The organism is Streptococcus ovuberis, from assembly GCF_012396585.1.
Taxonomy (GTDB): Bacteria; Bacillota; Bacilli; order Lactobacillales; family Streptococcaceae; genus Streptococcus; species Streptococcus ovuberis.
Genome location: NZ_JAAXPR010000022.1, coordinates 1 through 16,207, shown reverse-complemented (window position 1 = coordinate 16,207; position 16,207 = coordinate 1). Strand labels below are relative to the sequence as shown.

Below are 16,207 nucleotides of genomic sequence, written 5' to 3'. Positions count from 1 at the left end.
ACAGCCTATGTTCATGGAAAAAGAAAGAAAGGAACTCATCGCATACGGTAAAAAGTTAGTCACAGAAGGATTTACAAAGGGAACAGGTGGCAATCTTAGTGTCTTTGATAGAAAGCAGGGGCTGATGGCCATCACACCTTCAGGAATCGATTTCTTTGAAATCCAGGAAGAAGACATTGTCATTATGGACCTGGAGGGAAATGTTGTAGAAGGGCATCGCCTCCCCTCTAGCGAATGGTATATGCACCTGATTCAGTACCAAGAACGGGATGATATTGACGCTGTTATCCATGCCCATACGACCTATGGAACGGTCTTAGCGGTCCTAAGAGAACCACTTCCAGCCAGTCACTATATGATTGCGGTAGCTGGTAAGGATGTCCAGGTTGCGGATTATGCCACCTATGGAACCAAGGAATTGGCTGAAAATGCAGCCAAGGCTATGAAAGACAGACGTGCAGTCTTTCTTGCCAACCACGGTATCCTAGCTGGAGCCCAAGACCTGCTCAATGCCTATAACATTATTGAAGAAGTTGAATACTGTGCAAAAATTTACTGTGTTGCCAAAAGCATGGGAGAACCAGTCATCCTCCCAGACGAAGAAATGGAATTGATGGCTGAAAAATTTAAAACATACGGACAAAGACAAACATCAAAATAGACAATAGGAGGAATTTGTCATGACTAAAAAATTATTGAAATGTGGTTCACTTTGCCTTTTGGCATCTGTATTCTTAGCAGCATGTAGTGCGTCAGGTAGAAACAGTGGTTCGTCTGAAGAGAAAGCAGCTTCAGGTGGTGACAAAGCTGTTCTGGAATTCTATCATGGCTACCACCACAGTGAAGATGAGTGGCCAGCTGCAAAAGTTATGCGTGACTTGTATGACGAATTTGCCAAACAACATGCTGATGGGGACGTTGAATTTAAGGCAACACCAGTCAATGGTAGCTTGACAGATATTATGAACAACAAGGTTGCCAGCGGTGAGTTCCCAGATATGATTGACCTGGCTGGTAATGATGTATCACTTGCAGCTATCGAACAAAGTTTGGTATTGGACTTGAAACCATACATTGACGAAAATGGTCTTGAGAAGAATGTTGGTCTGAACTATACCCAAAACGATGTTGATGGAAAAATCTTTACTGTTCATGACCAATTATTGACACTTGGCTTGTGGTACAATGCAGATATTTTTGAAAAAGCTGGTGCTAAAACCCCAGATCAGTGGACTAAATGGAGCGACTTCACAGCAGCAATGGCAAAAGTTCGTAGCCAAGAAGGTATCTATGCCTTTGGTGCTGGGGAACCTGCAATTCGTCTCTTCAACACTGTTTTAGGTTCTTCTGAAGCCGGTCGTAAATTGTTGGAAGGTCCACTTACTTCTGAAGGCATTGACTCCAAAGAATTTGCAGAAGCACTGAAACTGGTTATGACAGAAGTACAGGCAAACGGTTCTGCCAATGCTGGCGGCGATGCCAACGTTTACTCAACTGATTTCACAGATGGTAAGTCAGGCGTGTTCTTCAACGGTGTTTGGGCAGCAGGTGGCTTGTCTGAAAATCCAGCGTATCGTCCTGGTCTCTACGCTGGTAATATCGCAATTTCCTCAGCAGGTGGTGGTTTGACTATCTCAAGTGGCTTGTCTGAGGCTGAAGAAAAATTGGCATTAGAGTTTGTTAAATACATGACTAGTGATGATGTTCAAAAAACTATCTTTGAAAAAGTAGGTGCCAACCCAACCAGCCAAGCAATTGATACAGCAGAAATTGCTAAAGGATCAGACGACACAACTGTTAAATTGCTCGGTGAAGCAACTTCAATGGCAAACAATGCAGACATCATTGTGCCAACCGTTGTTTCAGCTTGGGGTGGTGATGTTCGCACAGCTATCATTAACGCATTGACAGAAAGTGCAGCTGACGGTGTGGATATTGACCAAAAAGTAAAAGAAACTCAAGATATTTTGAAAGCCCTTATCGGCTAAAATTACAGGGCTAGGGAGGTGTATCCTTAGCCCTTTTGTTTAGAAAGTGAGTAATAGTATGGCAAAGAAAACCATGACCTTGAAAAACAGGAAACAGCAGAAACAGAGGTTCATTTTCCTATTCCTTTTGCCGACCTTGATTTGTTTCTTCTTGTTTTATTTCTATTCTGTGGTGACGATTTTCGCTACTTCCTTTACCAAGTGGGATTATACTAACCTGACTAAACCAGAATTTTTAGGTTTCGGCAATCTATTTGCCAACTACAAGTATATTTTTAAGGAATATCCATTCTTCTTGGAAGCACTGAAAAACTCCCTGACCTGGGCAGCGATCGGTGTCTTGGTTCAAGTTCCTCTAGCCTTATCAGTGGCAATAGCTCTGTCAAAAAAATTGCCAGGCTGGAAGATTTCACGGAACCTCTATATCATTCCAAGTATCATCTCAAGTGCGGCTATGGGCTTGATTTTCTTGCAAATCTACAACCCTAACTACGGTGTGGTCAACCAGGTCATCCGTTTCTTCAATCCAGATTTCACAGGAGCCATCCTCTTGACGCCTGGTCTGAATATTATCGCTATGACCTGTGCCTATATCTTCTTTGCTGGAACATCCACCATCATGATTTTAGGACAAATCTTCGCCATTCCACAAGAGATTCATGAAGCAGCGATCTTGGATAATATTACGGGTTGGAGACGAGAGTGGTACATTACTATTCCCATGATCAAAGAAACCTTGAAAACAGTCTCCATTATGGCAGCTACTTCTGGTTTTTTATTGTATAACGAGGTGTTCTTCTTGACCAATGGTGCTGCAGGAACCAAGAGTATCAGTTTCATCATACGGGAGTTAGCAGTATCAAGTTCTCGGACCCAGTATGCTAGGGCAAATACCATTGGTGTGATTCAAATATTGGGTGGTATGTTGATTATTCTCTGCATTAACTTGATTTTCAGAGAAGGCAAAGCTAGAAAGTGAGAAATGAGTATGGATGCTAAATTAAGTGGACTATCAAGAACAGGCAAGCTCATTATTTACGGCTACATGGCCATTACCTGTTTGATTTCAGTGTTTCCAATATTATGGATTTTCCTTTCTTCCCTTAAGGCTGATCCAATGAAAAATCCTGGTATCAGCTTACCGACAGACTTGAGTTTTGAAGGCTATATCAAGGTATTTACAGAACTCCATGTCTTGGATTATTTTTGGAACAGCTTTAAGGTGGTTTCAATATCTGTATTGATTAGTATAATTATGATTTCTATGTCTTCCTACGTTATTGCACGTATGGAATTTAGGGGCAAGAAATTAATTACAGCAATGCTTTATTCAACCCTATTCATTCCTGCAACGGCCATGACCTTCCCTGTTTATCGTTTGGTAAATGTTCTGGGTATTTATAATACACCGGCAGCCTTGATTTTTGTCTACTCTTGTAGTGGTATTGCCATGAGTTTCTTTATCATCAAGAACTACTTTGCCATTATTCCAAAAGAGCTAGAAGAGGCAGCAGAAATTGATGGGGCTACCTACGCTCAGACCTTCTGGAAGGTCATGTTGCCTATTGCTAGACCGGGTATTTTGACAGCAGCTATCTTAGCCTTTATCAATAACTGGAACGAATACTATTGGGCTTCTATGTTGATTATCAACAAGGATGAATTGACAGTTCCAGCCTTGCTGGGTCAATTTACAACTAGCTTTAATACCAACTATAATGGTCTCTTTTCAGCCATTGTCGTGATTATCTTACCACCGATTTTACTATTTGCTTTTGCAAGTAAATACTTCATCGAAGCACTGGGAGGAGGAGCAGTAAAAGGATGACAAAAAACAGTTTACAAGACATCTATAAACGTACGGAATGGTTTAGACAGGACCGCTTTGGTATGTTTATCCACTGGGGGCTTTATTCCATTCCTGGCAAGGGAGAGTGGATTCGTAGCCACCAGAAATTATCCATAGAGGACTACCAACCATACTTTGAAGCCTTTAATCCAACTAAGTATAATCCGAGGGAATGGGCAAGGGCAGCCAAAGCAGCAGGCATGAAGTATATGGTCTTGACAGCCAAGCACCATGATGGTTTTTGCTTGTTTGATTCAGCCTACACCGACTACAAGGCTACCAACACACCGATTGGCAAGGATTTGGTGGCAGAGTTTGTCCAAGCTGTCCGAGAAGAAGGTTTGAAAGTCGGTCTCTATTTTAGTTTGATTGACTGGTATCACAAGGACTATCCAAAGTACGGAGATATGATTCATCCTATGAGGGAAAATGAAGCCTTCAAGGATGAAGTGATTGACTTTGATAATTATCTGGCTTTCCTACACAACCAAGTCGAAGAAATTGTGACCAAGTATGGCAAACTGGATATTCTTTGGTTTGACTATTCTTATGGCAATATGTTCGGAGAAAAATGGCGGGCAACAGATTTGATAAACTTGGTTCGCAAGCACCAACCAGATGTAGTTATTGATAATCGTCTGGAAACGTCTGGAGAGGGATTCGGCTCTATTGTGACGGATGACATCAACATTTTCTCTGGTGATTTTGTTAGCCCTGAGCAAATTGTTCCGCACGAAGGCATTCGCAATGCACATGGAGAACCGATTCCTTGGGAACTGTGCTTAACCATGAATAACAACTGGGCCTATAATCCAACGGATCATCTCTACAAATCATCCAAAACCCTGATTCGCAAGCTAGTCGAATGTGTCAGCAAGAACGGCAATATGATTTTGAACGTTGGTCCAGACGCCCTTGGTCTCATCAACCAAGAAAGCCAGTCCATTCTGGAAGATTTTGGTAACTGGTTGGACAAGAACGGAGAATCTATCTATGGCTGTGGGGTCAGCTCACTGCCTAAGCCTGAGTGGGGATATTACACACAAAAAGACAATATTGTCTATGCCCATGTCTTTGAACAACCGATTGGACCACTTGCACTGATTGGTATTGATGAAAAGAAAGTGAAGCGAATGAGCTTCTTGCACGATGGTAGCGAAGTCAAGATTTCCAAGAGCTGGACGACCAATGCTTATGAAGGTATTTGTTTTGCCCAGTATGGAGACATTCCCCATTTTACCTATCCCCTACCAGATGAGGTAGATAGTGTGATAAAAATTGAATTAGAAAGTGAATGAGTATGAAGATTGAAAACAATCATCTGGCTCGATACTTCAAGTTAGTGGATGGGAAGTTTTATACTTCCCATATTCTGAATAAGGATTTAGAAGTGGTCGTGCCGAACCAGTCAACACAAGAATTTTGTATGGTTCTCATGGATGGCAGAGAATTGACATCAGAGCATTTTGAAGCCCATGTTGTGGAGCAAACCAAGGACACTCTCCTTTTAAGTTTTGATGGTGAACATATTCAGCTGCTGTTAGAGTATCAGTCTAGGAGAGATGTCATCAGTAAAAAAATGACTATCCTGTACTCTCAAGAAGCTATTAACTATATCGATGTGGAATGGTATGAATTTGCTAATAACGAGGGTATTTTTTACCCTCAGAAGCAGGATGACATCAAGGAGATGGCTGGTTTTTCAGGTTATTATGTGGAACTGGGGCAGCCAGTCTATTCCAAGTCACTCTTCTTTGGTATGGAATTTCCGATGGGAGAAAATAGGGTAGATGGCGAAGTTTATTTTTCACGCTATTACCTAGGGAAAGCAGTTTCGTCTGCTAAGGAAATCTGGCCAGTTGTCATAGGTGCGGCACCTTCGACGGACAAACAAGGAATCCAGACAGCCTTTTATAACTATATTGAAGGCATTGCGCAACCAAGTTTTTTCAGAAAGCAATACAATTCTTGGTATGACCACATGACCAATATCGATGAAGATATTATTATTAAAAGCTTTGAAGAAATTTCTCACGGTTTTGAGGACCATGGTATCCAGCTGGATGCCTATGTTGTCGATGATGGCTGGTGCGACTATGAAAGTGTTTGGGAGTTTAATCATAAGTTCCCGAATGGCTTGACTAAGGTCAAGGCTTTGGTCAATAATCTGGGGGCTAGTCTCGGTCTTTGGATAGGCCCCCGAGGTGGCTATAACGGGACAGAAGTAACCATGAGTGATTGGCTAGAAGCGCATCCCGAGTTTGGTAGTAAGAACAAACTATCAAACGATGTCAATATCGGTGATTTTAACTACCTCAATCGGATGAAAGCCAAGATGTTGGATTACCAAAAGCAGTACGACATTAGTTATTGGAAAATTGATGGTTGGTTGTTGAAACCTGATGTACAGGATTCATCCGGGGATTATGCAATGCACACAATGACCCCTGTTTATGAGTTTTTGATTGACCTTTTGAAAGATCTGAGAGCTGAACGTGGAGACCGAGATTGCTGGCTCAACCTGACTTCTTACGTCAATCCGAGTCCTTGGTTCCTCCAATGGGTCAATAGTCTATGGATTCAGATTTCTCAAGATGTTGGCTTTACGGAAAATGCTGGCAATGATATTCAGCGGATGATTACCTATCGTGATTGTCAATATGAGGAATTTTTGAATAAACGGGATATTCAACTGCCACTTTGGAGCCTCTATAATCACGAACCAATCTATGCCAGCACGGCTCATACCTGGTACATGGACCACCAGATGTATGCGACAGTAGAGGAGTTCGAAGACTATCTCATGTTCATTGCAACACGGGGGAATGCTTTCTGGGAGTTCCATTATTCTTATACCATGTTTGATGAAGAACGGTGGAAAGCCAATGCACGTGCCATTAAATGGATTGAAGCTAACTATCCAACCTTGAAACAAAGCCAAAAAATTGGGGGCAGTCCATCAGCCTTTGACATTTATGGCTACCACTGTGTTAATGGAGATAAGGAAATCCTTTCACTCCGTAACCCATCTGGTGAAGCAAAAGTCTTCACAAGTGAGAATTGGAACCTATATGATTACCAGACAGTAAAAGGTCATTTTGAACAAGTTTCTGAGACTGAGATCCAATTAGCACCGTATGAGATTGTAATTTTATCAAAATAGGAGACAACCATGAAAAAACAATACGCAGTAGGTGTAGATATTGGGGGAACAAAGGTTGCCGTTGGGCTGGTTGATAGCAATGGAACTGTAGACATGAGTTTACGTGTACCTAGTCAGGTAGATAGTGCAGAAAGCCTATTCCGATGTGTTTGTTCGGCAATTGATGACTTGCTTTCAAGCCAAGGGTTAACAAATCAGAAAATCAAAGGTATAGGCATTGGCTTACCGGGTAAGGTTGATGTAGAAAATGGAGTTGCTGTTTTTCAGAATAACATTCCTTGGAAAAACTTCCCAGTCGTCGCCAGATTAAAGGAAGTCTATGGCGACCTTCCAATTAAAATCGACAATGATGTTAAGGTAGCAGCCTATGCAGAATATCGATTGCTAGACTTAGATTCAAGTGATATGTTTGGCTACATCACCATTTCAACTGGTATAGCAGCGACCAATATTATTAATAATTCAATTCTTCGTGGTTCTGGATTTGCAGGAGAAATTGGTTTTATGCCTGTTCAAAGTTTTGGGCGAACCAGTGGGCTTGAGTTAGCTTGTTCAGGACCAGCGATTGAGCTCCAAGGTAAACAGATGTATGGCGTTGAAACCATATCTACCAAAGATGTATTTGAAAATTGGAGAGCAGGGGACAGGACAGCCAAGGCTATCATTGAGAATGCATGCACGGGTATTGCACAGGCCATTCAGAATATGGTTTGTTTCCTAGATCCCAAAGTGATTGTTCTTGGAGGTAGTGTTGCCTTACATAATCTTGATTTTGTTGAAGAATTTAAAGAGGAACTGAAACTACATTTGCATAAAGAACAGGAACATATTCTGAATAATATACTTGTTTCAAAAATTGAAGGTAATAATGGAATCATTGGTTCAGCCTTCCTAGTCCAATAACATTGAAGGAGAAGGATATGAAGATAGATAGTTCCTAAAGTAGAATTAAGCAGTATACGTAGGCCGTATTATTGATTGACTAGGAAAATGAGCAAGAATTATTTTTCAATTGAGGTTTACAAATGAGATTAAAAAAAGTGCAAATTAAATTGTTTTCAATAATTGCATTGATGTCTATTGGAATTATTCAGTCTCAAGTGAATGCGGATGAAATTTCACTCACTGAGATAGAATGGAACTCTGCAACTCATGGCGATGCAACATCATCTAAAACTGTTCAGATAAACCAACCCTTTACGGCTGGAAATGATGGAAGAGATAATAAAATATCTTTAAAAATGGATGACGGGAATATCAGAGAATTTGAAAATGGGATAGGTACAGTAGCAGCCAATCCTTCGACAATCAGCTATGATATTTCTAGCTACAATGCTACATCTTTTAGCTCCTACGTAGGGATTGATCGGACTGCAAGACCAACCGATCATAGGTATGCCAAAGTAGATAAAGTCGAAATTTTAGTTGACAATGAAGTTAAGTTTACAACTCTAACTGATTATCCAGATGGGATAAATTATGATACTCCAGCCATACCTTTACAGGTTGATATTCCCGCAGGAGCACAAAGATTAGAGTTAAAAAGTTATTCAGGCCAATATACTTGGGGTGATGAAGTTGTTTTTGCGGATCCCAAACTAACCATACCAGAGCATTCGGTTACTAACCCTTCAGAAACTAATGAAGATCCAAATTCATTACCTATTCGAGAAGGTTCGGTCTACTTGTCTGATTTAGAATGGAGAATTGCAACACATGGAGATGCAACATTTTCTAAAATTGTTCAAAAAAACAAGCCATTCTCACTTGGAAATAACGGTAGTAATCAAAAAATATCCCTAAAAATGTCAGATGATTCTATTAAAGAATTTGATAAAGGTTTAGGAACGATTGCTGGTTCGCCTTCAACAATTGAGTATAACATTGAAGGAGCAGAAGTCAGTCATTTTGCAACTTTTGTTGGACTTGATAGAAGTGCTGGCCACTCTGATAATAGATATGCCAATATTGAGAAAGTTGAGATTGAGGTTGACGGAGAGGTAATCTATTCCACTTTAGATGAATATCCAAATGGTATAAACTACAATACTAAGGCAGTTAAAATCGATATTGAAATCCCAGAAGATTCTCGTACTTTTAGATTGAAAAGTTATGCTGGGGCTCAAACTTGGGGAGATGAAGTTGTATTTGCAGGTGCGTATTTTGTAGCAAAAGGAGCATTCAAAAATCCAAATGACTTTGACCCAGCTCCTAAACGTCGTGAAATTTCAAATACAAGTCCCCTTCTAATGATGCCACTTTACGCTAATGGAAATGAATACAGCCGTGGAAATTACACTTTCTGGGGTGGAGATACTTTAGCCGGTAAGTGGGAAAATATCGATCCCGAATTAAAACCATATACAGTTATTCAAATCCATCCTGACGACTTACCAAAGAGAGCAGGAGTTGCTCAACAATTTTATGAGCATATACTTAATGAAGCACAAAATTACATCAATCCACAAACGGGTCAAAATGAGCCAATTCCAGTAATGCTAACGGTTTATACAGCAGGTAATCAACCTCACTATACTGCAGCTCATTGGATCGGTATTGACTGGATCGATAGAATGTATGAACGATACTCTAGTTTACAAGGAGTATTCTCAACTGAAAACTATTGGGTGTGGGCAGGAGATGTAGAAAGCAAAGCAGCTGAGTATTTAAAATTATCTGCAAAACATGGTGGTTACTTTATCTGGTCTGAACAAAATAACGGTGCTTCAATCGAAAAAGCTATGGGAGCACATGGAAAAACAGCCTTTAAAGAAGCGGTAGAGAAGTATTGGGAAAACTTTATTTTCATGTACAAAAATACACCAGCCCATGAAGGAAATGATGCACCAACTGCAAGTTATATGACAGGATTGTGGTTGGCGGATTATGCTTATCAATGGGGTGGTCTGATGGATACCTGGAAATGGTACGAAACTGGAAAATGGAAGTTATTTGAACAGAGCAGTATTGGTAAGACTCAAGGGAATAGGCAGTGGTTAACTCAACCTGAGGCTATGCTCGGTGCCGAAGCTGTGAACATTTATTTAAATGGTGGATCAGTTTACAATTTTGAACACCCTGCGTATACCTATGGTGTTAGAAATGAAGAATCTCCTCTATTCTCGAATGTCATAGAAACATTCTTTAAGTACATCATCAAAAATCCAGCGCCATCAAAAGAGGAAGTATTAGCTAATACTAAAGTAGTCTTGAGTGGCAATTATTCATCAAAACGTGACGGACACTTCTTTGTTGATGTGAATACTGCAACGCACCAAAGTCCTTTATATACTACTGGTCGATACGGTACGTTGCCAGCGGTTCCTGCTAGTATTTCAGTTGATGTATTGCGATCAAAATTACCTGAAACAATCCAAGTACTAAGCCTTTCATCAGGTGAGATGAGTTCAGCTGCCAATAGAAGAAACTTTTTGAACGCCCTTTACCCAGAAGAATATACTGGAAATATTTTTGGAGATGAAATTGATAACAGAGTCTTTATCTATAACTATGAATATAATAGAGACAACGATCAAACAGGTTCATTCGAACTAAATGGGAAAGAGTTTGATGTCACATTGAAGTCGCACTCATTCACTATTGTCGAAGAAACAGATTCTGGTTTGCATATTCTCCTCAATAACTATCGGATAAACAAAGATAGTCTATGGGAAGGTGCAACAGATGCAACTTCTGCTAGGACGTTACCACAGTTGTCAAAACCAGATGCAATTGATTGGGTCTACAACAATTATATTCACAACACTGCTAACTCTGAACAACGCCAAACAGTTTATGTGTTGAAAAATGTTAAAGTAAAACCCACCATTGAGATTCTAAAGTCAACGGATTCAGATATTCAAACACCACAAATAGAATTTGATGAAGAGACTAAGACAGCAAGAATCACAGTTGTAAATAATGGTTTTGCTGAATTCTTAATACGATATTAGACGTTTCATATTGAGTAATAGTTCGATAATTTTGAAAATTCATAGGTAAAGTATGTGGAGGCGGTATTTAGCTACCGCCTTTACTCGTTATCGAAAAAATTTAAAGGTACACAATTTCCGTATGTGAAATGGAGTAGAAATTAATTTTTAATTCCAAGTAGTCACGTAGATGTAATACTCCTTAATGAACATATACCAGTTTGGTATATTATTGAAAAGTCCTGAATATTCACCGATATACTTGTTATAGGAGTGAACAGACGTGAGGTAGAGACGCATAAAAGATTTAAGAGAAGATTCAGATTTTACTCAAGAATTTGGAGCAAATTATTTATTTTGTAGTCAGGCCTCATATTCGAGAATCGAATCTGGAAAACGTGGTCTGTCAATCGAAGATTTAATTCGTCTCTCCAATCTATATTGTGTCAGTACAGATTATCTCTTAGGATTATCAGATTATCCTAAGAGGATAAAGAAAAATATCAAATAGTCCCTCCTGGTCCTTTGAAAATTGAATGGACCAAGGTGGGACTTTATTTGTCGAGCAGTTGAAATAGAGACGCGATGATATGAGCGAAAAATATCTGTTTCTAAAATTGGGTTGGAATCCAATTTGTCATGACACAAATAATGTTAATGATACTTCTGTACGTTCAGGCTCTAGTCGAAAAATGGAGCAGGTGAGATTCCTATGTTGATGTCCAAATCAACCCACCAATGTCGTGAAACTAATGAATAGATAGAAAATCGATAAACTGGAGGAAAGTATGCAAAAGATAAAATATGTACCAGTAGAGAATTCGATTGCAGAGTGGGCAGACAAAGAAGCGTTAATGAAACGGTGGGAGGGACTATCAATCTATACGCTTAACCGCTGGTTAAAGGAAATGAGAGAAATGAAAAGTATATATTGCACCCCTCCCATAAAATCGTATTTATTAATTTAGATGGTTTTCAAGAGTTTCTTGAATGGAAACAAAAGCGGTAATTCAGAATAAATCATGGTATAATATGAATTGGTTAAATTCTATAATCGTATCGATTTTCTATTTTAATATAGAGGAGAATAACGATGTTTTATAGAACTAAAACTAATTCAAAAGGAAAAATTCGATATGAGGTAGTTGAAAAATATAAAGATCCACTAACTGGGAAATGGAAGACCGCAATAATTTCATAGGAATTGTTTTACTATTCACAGGCCTTCGGATTGGTGAAGCTTCTTTTACCAGTGATGATGTTAACTTTGAAACTCAAATATTAGATGTAAATAAATCACTGCAAACACATGATTTGAAAGTTGATGATTTCTATTTTGATTCTACAAAAACAGCAAATTCAGAAAGAAAAATTTTGTTACCGAAAATTGCATGCGAGGCAATTAAAAGAGCAATAAAACGAAATAATGAATTCGATCTTTATGCTAAGGAAAATCCAAGTCCAAATTTTAGATACTCTCCGTGTATTTTTAGAACGGAATATGGTTCATCTATTAGATCGAGCTCATTTCGTGAAGTTTTAAAGCGAGTTGAGGAAAAATTATTAGAATGTTGTGAAGAACAATTTGGTTTTAAATGGACGAAGCATGTAACGCCACATTCCTTTAGACATATGCATATTACATATCTTCAGAGAGGGGATGTACCCGTTCCTCTCAAGGAAATTATGGCACGTGTCGGACATTCAAGAGCAGAGATAACTTTAGGTTACACACACCAAACAATTGTCTCTCAAGAGCAATCGCTTAAGGCACTTGACGAATTTGCTCAGAAATGTAATATAGATTTTTCTACACATCAATTTTTTACTAGTAAGCATTCGAAAATGGCGAGTGAAATGATTGAAACCTCAAAAGCTGAAAAAATAGTTCTAACAGTGCAGGAATTTAGAGAGAAACTTCATTTATCGAATAGCTATCAACCTCGACATATTTCGGCAAATATTCTACCTAAGATAAAAAAAGAACTTACAAAAGTTTATCCTAATTTTAAACTTTTGACTATTAAGAAACATGGTAAAATATTGGCATATGAAATGTCTTGGTAATCGAAACTTTGGTGCCTGCTTGGTGCCTAGCAACAAAACAAGACAATTCAGGGTTGAAAACCCTTTCTACGAAAGGATTTTACGCATATGGCTACTATTCAATATTGACGTGTTATTCTGATAAATTGATTTTTAGTAATTCAAGTTCTTCAGATGTTAAATCAGAAATTAATAGCTTGATTTTCTCGTTAGGTGAAACTTTTTCAGATAGCATCTGATTAAGTTTATTACGTATTATTGGCTCATTAATAGTTTGTATTTCAATCTTTGTTTGTCCAATCAATGTAGGAGAAATAGACTGTTGATTAAGAATATTTATGATTTTATTTAACTTACTTTGAGCAAAACTTCCATAGATATCACTTGTCTCCATTTCCTCATATATTATTCGTTGTATGTTTTTAGCAAAGGTATCAACTTGCTTTGAGATTACCTTACCGTGAATTTCTTTTAGGGAAATTACATTATCATTTTTTATATCAGATAAAATATATGGGGAATGAGTTGTAAGAATAAACTGAAAAGTCGGATTTTGATAGCCAAGATTTTCAATGTCTAAAAAGTAAGTACAGCATAAAATTAAGAGTTGAACCATTTTATTTGACCATGAGGGATGAAACGAGTCATCTATTTCATCTATTAAGATTATATGGTTCCCACTTTTAGCATTTGAAATCAATTCAATTAATTGTCCTAAAAATTGAATTAAATTTTCTTCTCCTGTAGATGATAGCTCGTGTAACTTAAAAAATAAATTATCTTCAGGAAATACAACGATGCCATTAGGGTTTATTTTATTACAATGCAGAAGCCTTCTATATCCCATTAGAAAATCGTTAATCTCTTTTGTTTTTGATGAAAAATCAATTATAAATGAGCTGTTATTTATTTCTAAGTGGTCAGAAGCTTTCCATAATAATTGTATGATTTCTATGGAAAAATTAATATAATCAGTAATTTGATAATTATTCTGCGCATCAATACATGGCTTATTGTTTCTAAAGTAATCTTGTAACACTTGAGAAGTTTTATCAATAGAGTCATGTAAAATATCAATTTGAATCTCTCTAAGAGCCAAAGTTAAGTACTCAACAATTTGATTTATAATTAAGCTATCAATATCCTCATTCTTAAAGCCATATACTTCGTTTAACGTTAATTTTAAATTTATAAGAAAAGCAACTATTTGATTTATAAACTGATATGATAAAGAATTGTAACTATTTGTACGGAAACGGCTTAATAAGATTTTATTGATTCTTTCATTGATTCTCTCATCATAAATATCTTTTTCTACTAACAAGAGTTGTAGTTCTTCATAAGACCAAAATGAAATTCTATATTTCAGTGTTTTACTTGAAGTGAAGAAATTATTTATCTTTAAAAATCTAAATGCTTGAATAGTATTATAGTTAGAAGGAGGTTGACATATGTATCTACTAATCAATTTATTGCCAAATAATGTGTCAATGTGATCATCTTTTTCACTAAAACTATATTGGTTATATTTTTTGAAAATGTAGTTTATGCTACTGTTAGGAGTATCAGAAACAATTTGGTAAGTATCTCCTAGTTTTTTTAAAAAGCTAGTTTGGGTATCTCCAATAAGACCATCCCTAGTGTCTATAATATGATTATTAAATATTATTTGTGTTACAGCATGACTATTATTGAATTCAATAAAAATTGAATCATTTAGTTCATAGATAATAAAGTATTCATATTTACTTAAAAATTCCTTACGTTCTGAAAATTTAAAACCTATAAAATTTAGCAGAGATGTTTTTCCTACACCATTTATCCCTACAATTGCCGTGATATTTGTGACATTTTCTCCATAAAACTCGGCAATGTAGTGTGGATTTTTGTTGATTGTTATTGTTTCATTCCAATCGAAGTTTACAGTGTATTCATCTGAAAAATGAAAAATTTGCTTGCTTATTAAATTTTCATAATCACGTATAATCAATCCTAAAAGTTTCATTTTCTACCTTTCTAAATTATTTAATTCAGCATATATGTCCGAAATTAATTTTGATAGAGGTCTTTTATGGTAATCTTTTTCAGCAGTATACACACCAGTAAATAGTCTATCGATGTCGCTGTCAGATAATGGAATTATATTATTAATCTCGTTCAAATAATGATCTGTAATAAAAATTTTCTTCAAAATCGCATCTAATACGAGATCACTGTGTATTTGATATAGATTATGTAAATCTAATAAGTCAAAATCCTTTTTGAAATCTTTATAAGTTATTGAAGTAATATATATGGAATTATGATTGAATAAGAAATCACCATCTAATGGGTACCAACTAAATCTTAACCGTTGGTTTGATGAAATATTAACATTGTATGGGGACAATAAAAATGTTTCAGTACCTTTATTCCTGTTGCAACTTGGACAGGAAGGGATTAAATTATAAAAAGAGGCTGCAAAAATTGGGAATTGTGATTTTTTCCAAAAATGGTCTAGTTCACAGGTGTTTTTATTATTGGAAGAATTCATAAAATTCCGATTACAGTAGGGGCATACTGATAAATGAGTTATAGATAGAATTTTTTTACGCTGGCTGTCTTTACTAATGGCATTATATACATTATTGATTAGATAATCTTTAATTGATACCGATCTATTTCCTTTTATTTTTCTGTTACTTTTTATACTGAATTTATAATCTAAATTGATAATTTCTGAGTCTGCAACAAGCTCTTCAAGTTCATCATAAGAAAGTAGCATAATATCTAAAAATGGTGTATCTGAAAAATCTCTACCAAATATTTTTTGAAATATTGGTGCTATTTTTTTACGACACCACTTATCTAAGTTTTTGCGATAAGCCGCCTTCATATGTTTATAAACTTCCTCACACAGATTTTTAACTTCTTCGTCACATATTTGATTAATTGTTATCATTTAATATCCCCTTAGGTGTCTGATTGGGTAATATTATATCGAATTAATTAAGAAAATGGAACAATCAGAGGATAAAGAATCTAACTTTTTCAATTTATTTAGGGATTACCTAAAGGTATAAAATCTAAATTTTCCATCAACTTTGAACCGTATTTATATTCTTGTGATAACTTTTTCAAGTTCATCTTGTTATCATAGTGCTATCTTATGGAAAAAGGAGATAGTACTAGTGATGTTAAACAAAATGAAGGCTCGGCTATTGATTGGTTTGGGTGGTTTAGCTGTGAC

Annotated in this window: 12 protein-coding genes and 1 pseudogene; 11 read left to right on the top strand and 2 right to left on the bottom strand. The window is 36.9% G+C overall.

Annotated features, from left to right (window positions below; all coding sequences use genetic code 11):
- Positions 1 to 7: 7 nt before the first annotated feature.
- The 11 genes and pseudogenes from HF992_RS09720 to HF992_RS09670 all read left to right on the top strand — a co-directional run bounded on the left by HF992_RS09720 (position 8) and on the right by HF992_RS09670 (position 12,999).
- Positions 8 to 661 (top strand): L-fuculose-phosphate aldolase, encoded by a 654-nt coding sequence (locus HF992_RS09720; RefSeq protein WP_032532677.1) that lies wholly within the window; start codon positions 8 to 10, stop codon positions 659 to 661.
- 19 nt (positions 662 to 680) lie between these two features.
- Entirely contained in the window at positions 681 to 1,988 is a 1,308-nt protein-coding gene (locus HF992_RS09715) for an ABC transporter substrate-binding protein (protein WP_168549835.1), read from the top strand.
- Positions 1,989 to 2,046: 58 nt separating this feature from the next.
- Positions 2,047 to 2,967, top strand: coding sequence for a carbohydrate ABC transporter permease (locus tag HF992_RS09710; RefSeq protein ID WP_023370305.1), 921 nt, complete (start codon positions 2,047 to 2,049; stop codon positions 2,965 to 2,967).
- 9 nt (positions 2,968 to 2,976) lie between these two features.
- Entirely contained in the window at positions 2,977 to 3,816 is an 840-nt protein-coding gene (locus HF992_RS09705) for a carbohydrate ABC transporter permease (RefSeq protein ID WP_024394492.1), read from the top strand.
- Positions 3,813 to 5,135 (top strand): alpha-L-fucosidase, encoded by a 1,323-nt coding sequence (locus HF992_RS09700; protein ID WP_168549834.1) that lies wholly within the window; start codon positions 3,813 to 3,815, stop codon positions 5,133 to 5,135. Before HF992_RS09705 ends, HF992_RS09700 begins: the two co-directional genes overlap by 4 nt.
- Before the next feature lie 2 nt (positions 5,136 to 5,137).
- Positions 5,138 to 7,000, top strand: coding sequence for an alpha-galactosidase (locus HF992_RS09695; RefSeq protein ID WP_168549833.1), 1,863 nt, complete (start codon positions 5,138 to 5,140; stop codon positions 6,998 to 7,000).
- Positions 7,001 to 7,009: 9 nt separating this feature from the next.
- A complete protein-coding gene (locus HF992_RS09690) occupies positions 7,010 to 7,903 on the top strand; it encodes an ROK family protein (RefSeq protein WP_168549832.1) in 894 nt (297 codons plus the stop codon).
- Positions 7,904 to 8,025: 122 nt separating this feature from the next.
- Positions 8,026 to 10,953: a glycoside hydrolase family 98 domain-containing protein gene (locus tag HF992_RS09685; protein WP_168549831.1), complete on the top strand. Its 2,928-nt coding sequence runs from the start codon at positions 8,026 to 8,028 to the stop codon at positions 10,951 to 10,953.
- Positions 10,954 to 11,230: 277 nt separating this feature from the next.
- Positions 11,231 to 11,443, top strand: a complete 213-nt coding sequence (locus tag HF992_RS09680; RefSeq protein ID WP_168549854.1) for a helix-turn-helix domain-containing protein — start codon at positions 11,231 to 11,233, stop codon at positions 11,441 to 11,443.
- A gap of 277 nt (positions 11,444 to 11,720) precedes the next feature.
- Positions 11,721 to 11,941: pseudogene (locus tag HF992_RS12085) on the top strand (DNA-binding protein).
- A 167-nt stretch (positions 11,942 to 12,108) separates the two neighbouring features.
- Positions 12,109 to 12,999, top strand: a complete 891-nt coding sequence (locus HF992_RS09670; RefSeq protein ID WP_168549830.1) for a site-specific integrase — start codon at positions 12,109 to 12,111, stop codon at positions 12,997 to 12,999.
- A 112-nt stretch (positions 13,000 to 13,111) separates the two neighbouring features.
- Here HF992_RS09670 and HF992_RS09665 read toward each other — a convergent pair whose 3' ends face one another.
- On the bottom strand, positions 13,112 to 14,983 hold the full coding sequence (locus tag HF992_RS09665) for an AAA family ATPase (protein WP_168549829.1): 1,872 nt from the start codon (positions 14,981 to 14,983) through the stop codon (positions 13,112 to 13,114).
- A 3-nt stretch (positions 14,984 to 14,986) separates the two neighbouring features.
- Positions 14,987 to 15,919, bottom strand: coding sequence for an HNH endonuclease (locus HF992_RS09660; protein ID WP_210729462.1), 933 nt, complete (start codon positions 15,917 to 15,919; stop codon positions 14,987 to 14,989).
- Positions 15,920 to 16,207: the final 288 nt, after the last annotated feature.